At 61.6% G+C, this 7660-nt stretch carries 5 protein-coding genes and 1 tRNA gene; 3 read left to right on the forward strand and 3 right to left on the reverse strand.

Translation table 11 applies throughout. The features are described 5' to 3' along the window. Window positions 1–620: 620 nt before the first annotated feature. Window positions 621–1154, reverse strand: coding sequence for an Rrf2 family transcriptional regulator (locus ABEI27_RS10780; RefSeq protein ID WP_375799411.1), 534 nt, complete (start codon window positions 1152–1154; stop codon window positions 621–623). 254 nt (window positions 1155–1408) lie between these two features. Here ABEI27_RS10780 and rocF point away from each other — a divergent pair, with 254 nt between their 5' ends. Beyond that, window positions 1409–2317 (forward strand): arginase, encoded by a 909-nt coding sequence (gene rocF / locus ABEI27_RS10785; protein WP_375799412.1) that lies wholly within the window; start codon window positions 1409–1411, stop codon window positions 2315–2317. Between the two features lie 111 nt (window positions 2318–2428). Here rocF and gyrA read toward each other — a convergent pair whose 3' ends face one another. After that, window positions 2429–4951 (reverse strand): DNA gyrase subunit A, encoded by a 2523-nt coding sequence (gene gyrA / locus ABEI27_RS10790; protein WP_375799413.1) that lies wholly within the window; start codon window positions 4949–4951, stop codon window positions 2429–2431. 32 nt (window positions 4952–4983) lie between these two features. Further along, window positions 4984–6954, reverse strand: a complete 1971-nt coding sequence (gene gyrB, locus ABEI27_RS10795; RefSeq protein WP_375799414.1) for a DNA topoisomerase (ATP-hydrolyzing) subunit B — start codon at window positions 6952–6954, stop codon at window positions 4984–4986. A gap of 198 nt (window positions 6955–7152) precedes the next feature. Between gyrB and ABEI27_RS10800 the strand changes: the two genes are divergently transcribed. Beyond that, complete coding sequence (locus tag ABEI27_RS10800) at window positions 7153–7488, forward strand: ferredoxin (protein ID WP_089766462.1); 336 nt, start codon at window positions 7153–7155, stop codon at window positions 7486–7488. Between the two features lie 61 nt (window positions 7489–7549). Next, window positions 7550–7634, forward strand: a tRNA-Leu gene (locus ABEI27_RS10805). Window positions 7635–7660: the final 26 nt, after the last annotated feature.

The following is a 7660-nucleotide window of genomic DNA, read 5'->3' on the forward strand; positions in this document are numbered from 1 at the left end:
CGTGGTTCGGCACGGCAGTCATCCGGTGGCCGGATGCCACGGCCTTCAGGCCGTGAAAGAGGTCACACTGCGGAGTCTGCACAGATCGCCGTCTACATCGAGAATCGCAACGGCGACTCACTATTCAGCAGCGTCTACGACCTTGGCCCTCGCCATCTCGATGAATCTGCTGGACTCGAAACTCGCCCTGCAACGGTGTCCGTGTTCACTCACGATGAAGTGTCGGCAGCGTGGGAGTATTCCCCAAATAGCGATTCTAATCTTCATTGTGAGGGCGTATTTATTGGAATCTCCCTGAAACCCGAGCAAACAATCGAGTCGTGGTACGGTTGTTACTTGATCCTCGGTATCGAGCAATCTGCATTCGTCCGGTTAGCTGTTCTGTCACAATGACTAGTCTCGTCTCCTATCGGTGACCGCCGTGAACGTGGGTGGCGATCACCGGCAAACAGTGAGACTTGTCATTATCAGTGATGAGTATATACGTTGTATCTTGCACGCCAGTCGGTGAGAGTATCACACAACCGATAGCTGTTTCGCCAGATTGGGTAAATGCGTCTGGCGTATTACCCGTCAGAGCCACGACTCTCCGCTGTCTGGCAAAGAGAGAATAGAAGGCGCTAGTGGGAGGATTCGCCAACGGGCGCGCGCATATCCTGGATACGGAGGATGAGGATGTTACCGGTGTCGTCTTTGCCGTCGACGGTTCCTTCGATCACCAGTTTCGAGAGCGGCGTCGGGCCGACGGTGACGTTGTCACCTTCGTGGAAGTCACGGACCGAGCCCTGGATGTGAATCTCCGCCCGGCAGAGTTCGGGGTGGTGGACCGACGAGAGGTCGATCTCGTCGACGTTGGCGTTCTCGACTTCCTCGTCGTCGTGGAAGAGTGGGACGAACGCGGGTTCGTCCATCTGGTTGACGTCGAGGGCTTCGTAGGCGTTCGCGGTCGGTTTGTACCCGCCTTTCGGGCCGGGGACACCCTCAACAAGCTGGAGGGCCTTCAGACTCTGCATCTGGTTACGGATCGTGCCGGGGTTACGGTCGACTTCTGCGGCGATGTCTTCACCTTTTACTGCCTCCTCGTCCTCGCGGTGAAGGTTGATGAGCGCCGTCAGGATGGTTTTCTGACTGGACGTCAGTTCGATCGATGACATAGCCAACAGTTCGCCGCTGATGGCCTTAAATCCGGTGGATGGATTAACGTCACATCGAGTAGTAGTATAATTCTCAGACGTATGGGTACTATTGTCGAACATAGTCGTACAGAACCAAATTCAGGCCCGGTCCGATTCGGAACGTGAACAGAGCAGGCTCAGCGGAATCACTTTGTGACCACCAGAACGTGGGACTGTATGGAATCAATCGAGAAGCCGATGACCGAGGCTCCGACTCCGCAGTCGAGCGGACGATGACCCGGACCGTTCGCATCGTCGGGGCCCCGACCGACTACGGGGCGAACCGCCGTGGTGTCGATATGGGGCCGTCGGCAATCCGCTACGCGGGGTTAGCCGCGGAACTGGAGCGTATCGGCATCGAGGTCGTCGATTCGGGCGACGTTCCCGCGCCGCGGGCCGAAGAGCGCGACCCGGAAGCCGAGACGGTCCGATCCGGCGAGGCGAAGTTCCTTCGTGAGACCCGTCAGGTGGTCTCCCGCCTCGGGGACCGCGTCGCCGACGCCCTTGCCGCTGGCGAGACGCCACTGGTGTTAGGCGGCGATCACTCGGTCGCCATCGGCTCGGCCAGCGGCTCTGCCAGAGACGCGACAGTCGGGGCCGTCTGGTTCGACGCACACGGGGATTTCAACACCCCGGCGACGTCGCCGTCGGGGAACGTCCACGGGATGCCGCTCGCCGCGCTGCTCGGTGTGGGCGAGTTCGCAGACCTCGGATGGGCCACCAGTAACGGACTTCGCGCCGAGAGCATCGCGCTTGTTGGCCTTCGCGACATCGACGAGTCGGAGCGCGAAGCGATCGCCGACAGCCCAGTGACGGCGTTCACGATGTCCGACATCGACGAGCGCGGAATCGCCCCAGTCGTCGGAGACGCCCTCGACGTCGCGACGATGGCCACCGAGGGGGTCCACGTCAGTCTCGACCTCGACTGGCTGGATCCGCGAGAGGCGCCCGGTGTCGGGACACCCGTTCGCGGCGGTGTCACCTACCGCGAGGCGCACGCGGCGCTCGAATCCGTTGCGGACCGCAGGTGCCTGCGCTCGCTCGAACTCGTCGAAGTGAATCCGATTCTCGACGAGCACAACGAGACGGCGTCGCTGGCGACGGAACTGGCGGCGAGCGCGCTCGGAAAACAGATCCTCTGATGGTAGCCGCTGCGCTCCACGAGGCCGTGCGAGGATTGAAGACACCACGTTTCCGGTGAAAAGAGCCGATTCATTGGCGCGGTGAAACGGCGAGCGGAGTCCGGACTCCGATCACTCGTCGCTTTCGGCGTCGGCTTCGTCGTCGGATTCTTCGGCCGGGTGCACGTCGACACTGGCGACTGTATCGCCCGGAGTCAGGTCCATCACGATGACGCCCATCGTATTCCGGCCGACCGTCGAGATGTCTTCGACCGGCGTCCGGAGGATCTGACCCTCGCCGCTCATCACGAACAGGTGGTCCGACGGGCCGACCGTCTCGAGTTCGCAGACGCGGCCGTTGCGGTCGTTCGTTTTGATGTCGATGAGTCCCTTCCCGTTCCGGGACTGTCGGCGGTACTGGCTGACGTCGGTACGCTTGCCGTAGCCCTGCTGGGTGACCGTCAGGACCCACTCGTGGCGGTCGGGATCGACGGCTGCGAGCGCGGCGACCTCGTCGTCGTCTTCGAGTTTGATGCCGCGGACGCCCCGGGCAGATCGGCCCATCGCGCGGACGTCGCCCTCCTCGAAGCGGATGGCCATTCCGCCGCGACTCGCGAGGATGAGGTCCTGCGTGCCGTCGGTGACTTCGACGTCTGCGAGCGCGTCGTCGTCGCCGAGTTTGGTCGCGATGATTCCCGTCGAGCGGATGTTCTGAAACCGGTCGACGCTCGTCCGCTTGACGTAACCGTTCCTCGTCGCAAAGGTGAGGTACTTCTCCTCGTCGACCTCGACGTCAGCGGTGTTGACGACCGCAGCGATCTCCTCGCCGTCGTCGAGATCTAAGAGATTGACCGCCGACTTCCCGCGTGCGGTTCGCGACATCTCCGGCACCTGGTAGGTCTTGAGTTTGTAGACCTGCCCGTGGTTGGTGAAGTACAGGAGGTAGTCGTGCGTGCTCGCGACGTAGACTGAGGAGACGCGATCACCCTCTTTGAGTTCGGTGCCGATGATTCCCTTGCCTCCGCGGTGTTGCGCTCGGAAGTCCTCGAGCGACATCCGCTTGATGTAGTCGTCTTCGGTGACGACGACGACGGCGTCCTCCTCGGCGATGAGGTCCTCGTGTGTGACCGTGCCCGTGTCTTCGATGATCGACGTCCGGCGATCGTCGTCGTACTCGTCGTTGATCTCCTCGAGTTCGGACGTGACGACGGCGTCCAGTTCGTCGGGATCGCTCAGGATCGTCTCCAGTCGATCGATCCGAGCCTGCACCTCCTCGTACTCCGTCTCTATCTCTCCGGCTTCCATCGCGGTGAGCGAACCGAGTTGCATCGCGACGATGTGATCGGCCTGCGCCTCGGAGAAGTCGAACGTGGGCAGCGCCTCGCCGCCGACTTCGACGACGTGCTCGCCGCGCAGCGCCGCCTTCGCGTCGTCACGGCTCTCGGAGTTCCGGATGACCTCGACGACGTCGTCGGCGTTCTTGAGAGCCCTCAGCCGCCCTTCGAGGATGTGTGCGCGCTCCTCTTTATCTTCGAGTTCAGACGCCGACCGCCGACGAACGACCTCGCGTCGGTGATCGACGTACTCGACGAGCGTCTCCTTCAGATCCAGCACCTTCGGCTGGCCGTCGACCAGGGCGAGGTTGATGACGCCGAACGTCGATTCGAGATGATGTTCGAGAAGTTGATTCTTCACGACGTCCGCGTTGGCCCCGCGCTTGAGTTCGATGACCACGCGGATGCCGTCTCGGTCGGACTCGTCGCGCAGGTCGCGGATGCCATCGATTTTCCCCTCGTTGACGTCGTCAGCGATTCGCTCAACGAGCCGCGCCTTGTTCTCCTGATACGGCAGTTCGGAGATGACGATCCGATCCTCTTGGACCTCGAACTCCGCGCGTACGCGAACTCTCCCGCGGCCCGTCTTGTACGCCTTGTGGATGGCGTTGCGACCGACGATGTTTGCACCGGTCGGGAAGTCGGGACCCTTGACATAGTCCATCAGGTCCTCGATCGTGCAGTCGGGGTTCTCGATGAGGTGGATCGTCGCGTTGATCACTTCCCCCAGGTTGTGCGGTGGGATGTTCGTCGACATTCCGACAGCGATGCCCGAAGAGCCGTTTACCAGGAGATTCGGTAACGCTGCGGGCAACACCTGCGGTTCCTCCAGTCGGTCGTCGTAGTTGGGCTCGAAGTCGACGGTGTCCATCTCGATGTCCGACAGGAGTTCCTCGGCGATGGGGGCCATCCGGGCTTCGGTATACCGCATCGCGGCCGGCGGATCGCCGTCGACTGACCCGAAGTTTCCCTGCCCGTCGACAAGCGGATACCGCATCGAGAAGTCCTGCGCCATCCGCGCGAGCGTGTCGTAGATGGCGGAGTCGCCGTGCGGGTGGTAGTCGCCCATCGTCTCGCCAACAATCGACGACGACTTCCGGTGAGAAGAACGAGACGTGACGCCCGCTTCGTGCATCGCATAGAGAATACGTCGGTGGACCGGTTTGAGCCCGTCGCGAACGTCGGGCAGGGCCCGACCCGCGATGACCGACATCGCGTAGTCGATATAGGATTGTTCCATCTCCTGTTCGATCCGGGCGGTCTGTACTTCGGCTGCAATTCCTGTGCCGGGATCGAACTTTTCTGGTGCGTCAGAACTCATTGGTCAGTCACCTCGTGTGTATGAATCTTCATTTAGATGTCAACCCACTCTGCATCGGTCGCTCGTTCCTTGATAAACTGCTTCCGCGGTTCGACGGCATCACCCATCAGCACCGAGAACATCTTGTCGGCCGTCGCGGCGTCCTCGACGGTGATCTGTTTGAGAACCCGGTTCTCGGGGTTCATCGTGGTGTCCCACAGTTGGTCGGGGTTCATCTCTCCGAGGCCCTTGAACCGCTGGACCTGCGTGGGGTTGCCGTTGCACTTCTCTTCGATGATGCGGTCGCGCTCGGTTTCGGTCATCGCGTCGTACGTCTCCCCGCGGTACCGGACCCGATACAGCGGTGGTCGCGCCGCGTAGATGTAGCCCGCTTCCACTAGCGGGCGCATATGCCGGTAGAAGAGCGTGAGCAACAGGGTTCTGATGTGTGCGCCGTCGACGTCGGCGTCGGTCATCAGGATAATCCGCTCGTACCGCACGTCGTCGATGTCGAACTCCTCGCCGACTCCCGCACCGATAGCGGTGATGAGTGCTCGTACCTCGTCGTTCTCGAGCACGCGATCGAGACGGTGTTTCTCGACGTTCAGAATCTTCCCTTTCAACGGAAGAATCGCCTGAAAGCGTCGATTTCGTCCCTGCTTTGCGGATCCGCCGGCCGAGTCGCCCTCGACCACGAACAGTTCGGATTCGTTCGGATTTCGGCTCTGACAGTCAGCGAGTTTCCCCGGGAGAGACGTCGACTCCAGTGCGGACTTCCGTCGGGTGAGTTCTTCGGCCTGCTTCGCTGCTTTCCGCGCTTTTGCTGCCTCGACCGCCTTGCCGACGATTGATCCGGCGATGTCCGGATGCTCTTCGAGGTACGTGCCCAGTTTCTCGTGGGTGACCGACTCGGTGATTCCCCGTACCTCGCTGTTGCCGAGTTTGGTCTTCGTCTGCCCCTCGAACTGCGGGTCGGGGTGCTTGATCGAGATGACGGCCGTGAGCCCTTCGCGGACGTCCTCGCCCTTCAGCGAGTCGAGGTCGTCCAGCAGATTGTGTTCACGAGCGTAATCATTGACGACGCGAGTGAGCGCCGTTTTGAAGCCGGTGAGGTGGGTTCCACCCTCGCGGGTGTTGATGTTGTTCGCGAAGGCGTGGATCGACCCCTGGAGTTCTTCGGTGGCCTGCAACGCTACCTCGACCTCGATGTCGTCTTCGGAGTCCGAGTAGTAGATGACGTCGTCGTGGAGGACGGTCTTGGTCTCGTCGAGGTAGCGAACGAACTCGCGGATGCCACCCTCGTAGTAGAAGGACCGTTCGCGGGCGATGCCGGACGCGTGGTCGTCTGCTTCAGCGTCCGATTCTTCGGCGACACCGTCGGCCTCAGCCTCCTCGATGAGTTGGATCTCGACCCCGGAGTTGAGAAAGGCGAGTTCGCGAAGGCGGTTTTCGAGCGTGCTGAACTCGAAGTCGACGGTCTCGAAGATATCTCCGTCGGGCCAAAAGCGGACGGTCGTCCCCGTCTCCTCGCCGTCTTCGAGACCCCTGACGCGCTCGAACGCACCCTCCTCGGGTTCGCCGTGATCGAACCTGTCGCGCCAGAGCGCGCCGTCGCGTTTGATCTCGACCGCCAACTGCTCGGAGAGCGCGTTGACGACGGAGACGCCGACCCCGTGAAGACCACCGGACACCTGGTAGGACTTATTATCGAACTTCCCGCCGGCGTGGAGGACGGTCATAATGACCTCGACAGCGGGACGATCGTACTGCTCGTGTGTGTCTACGGGGACACCGCGGCCGTTATCTGAGACCGATACCGAGCCGTCCTCGTGGAGTCTGACTTCGATATGGTCGCAGTAGCCCGCGAGTGCTTCGTCGATCGCGTTGTCGACGACCTCGTAGACAAGATGGTGTAAACCTCGAGAGTCAGTCGACCCGACGTACATTGCCGGGCGTTTCCTGACGGCTTCGAGGCCTTCGAGGACCTGAATCTGCCCGGCCCCGTATTCCGTTTCACGTGACATTGAACGTGTCTTCTGTAAGCCACCTCCGTTCTTAAACCCTCGCACGCGCGGGCGCGATGTACCCATTTTGTAGTTCGCACTGTCTGCTGGCTCCGAACGATGCCCCTCGGTTGATCGACATATGAGAGCCCCGCTCGCGGCGGTCCCACAGCCACACAAACCGACAGCACAAAGACAGCGCCCGCGCTATCGCCACATATGAGCGACGCGCCGAAACCGAGCGAGATCGGTTCTGAGACCGACGCGCCGCCGGTCTCTGAGAAGCCCTACAAGATCATCTTCGAGGGGAACAAATGCATCGGTGCAGGTCGGTGTGCCGAGGTCGCAGACAACTGGGAAATGGACATCGAATCAGGGCTCGGGCGGCCGCAATCGTACTTCATCGACGAAGACGAACTGGACGAGAACGTGCGCGCGGCCGAAGTCTGCCCGGCGAAGAAGGACAAGGGTGTCATCCACGTCATCGATCGGCGGACCGACGAGGAGGTTGCACCGGATCCCCACGGGGATGGGACCCTCAGCGTTGACTGGTGAAGGGATGAGACACCGTCCGAAGCGAAACCCCTAACCCCGCGTCCCGGAAATGCCCGATTGCGCGGGGGTGGCTGAGCTAGGCCAAAGGCGGCGGACTTAAGATCCGCTCCCGTAGGGGTTCGTGGGTTCAAATCCCATCCCCCGCATACGGTTCCGCGAGCGACAGCGAGCG

The organism is Halobellus sp. (assembly GCF_042218505.1).
In the GTDB taxonomy this organism is placed as follows: Archaea; Halobacteriota; Halobacteria; order Halobacteriales; family Haloferacaceae; genus Haloquadratum.